Here is a 357-nt window from a genome sequence, read left to right on the forward strand (position 1 = left end):
GCACGGGCAAGGTCTTGAACCAGGGCAGCATCAGCGCGCCGGGCGGCTACGTGGCCTTGCTGGGCGCGAACGTGTCGAACGAGGGCACGATCCAGGCGCGCCTGGGTTCGGTAGCGCTGGCGGCGGGCCGCGCCATCACTCTGGACGTGGCGGGCGACGGCTTGCTGAACGTGGCGATCAATGCAGGCGCCGTGGGCGCGCTGGTGAACAATGGCGGCCTGATCCAGGCCGATGGCGGCAGCGTGGTCCTCACGGCACAGGCGGCCGGCGACCTCCTGAAAACCGTGGTCAACAACACGGGCGTGATCGAGGCGCACACGATCGACACGCGCGGCGGCACGATCAAGCTGCTGGGCG

General features: G+C 69.7%; 1 protein-coding gene. It reads left to right on the forward strand.

What is annotated here, in order from left to right; translation table 11 throughout:
* Positions 1-357 (forward strand): two-partner secretion domain-containing protein (locus tag ACZ92H_RS29550; protein WP_465051985.1); only part of this gene is annotated, 357 nt, incomplete at both ends.

The organism is Janthinobacterium foliorum (assembly GCF_978021625.1).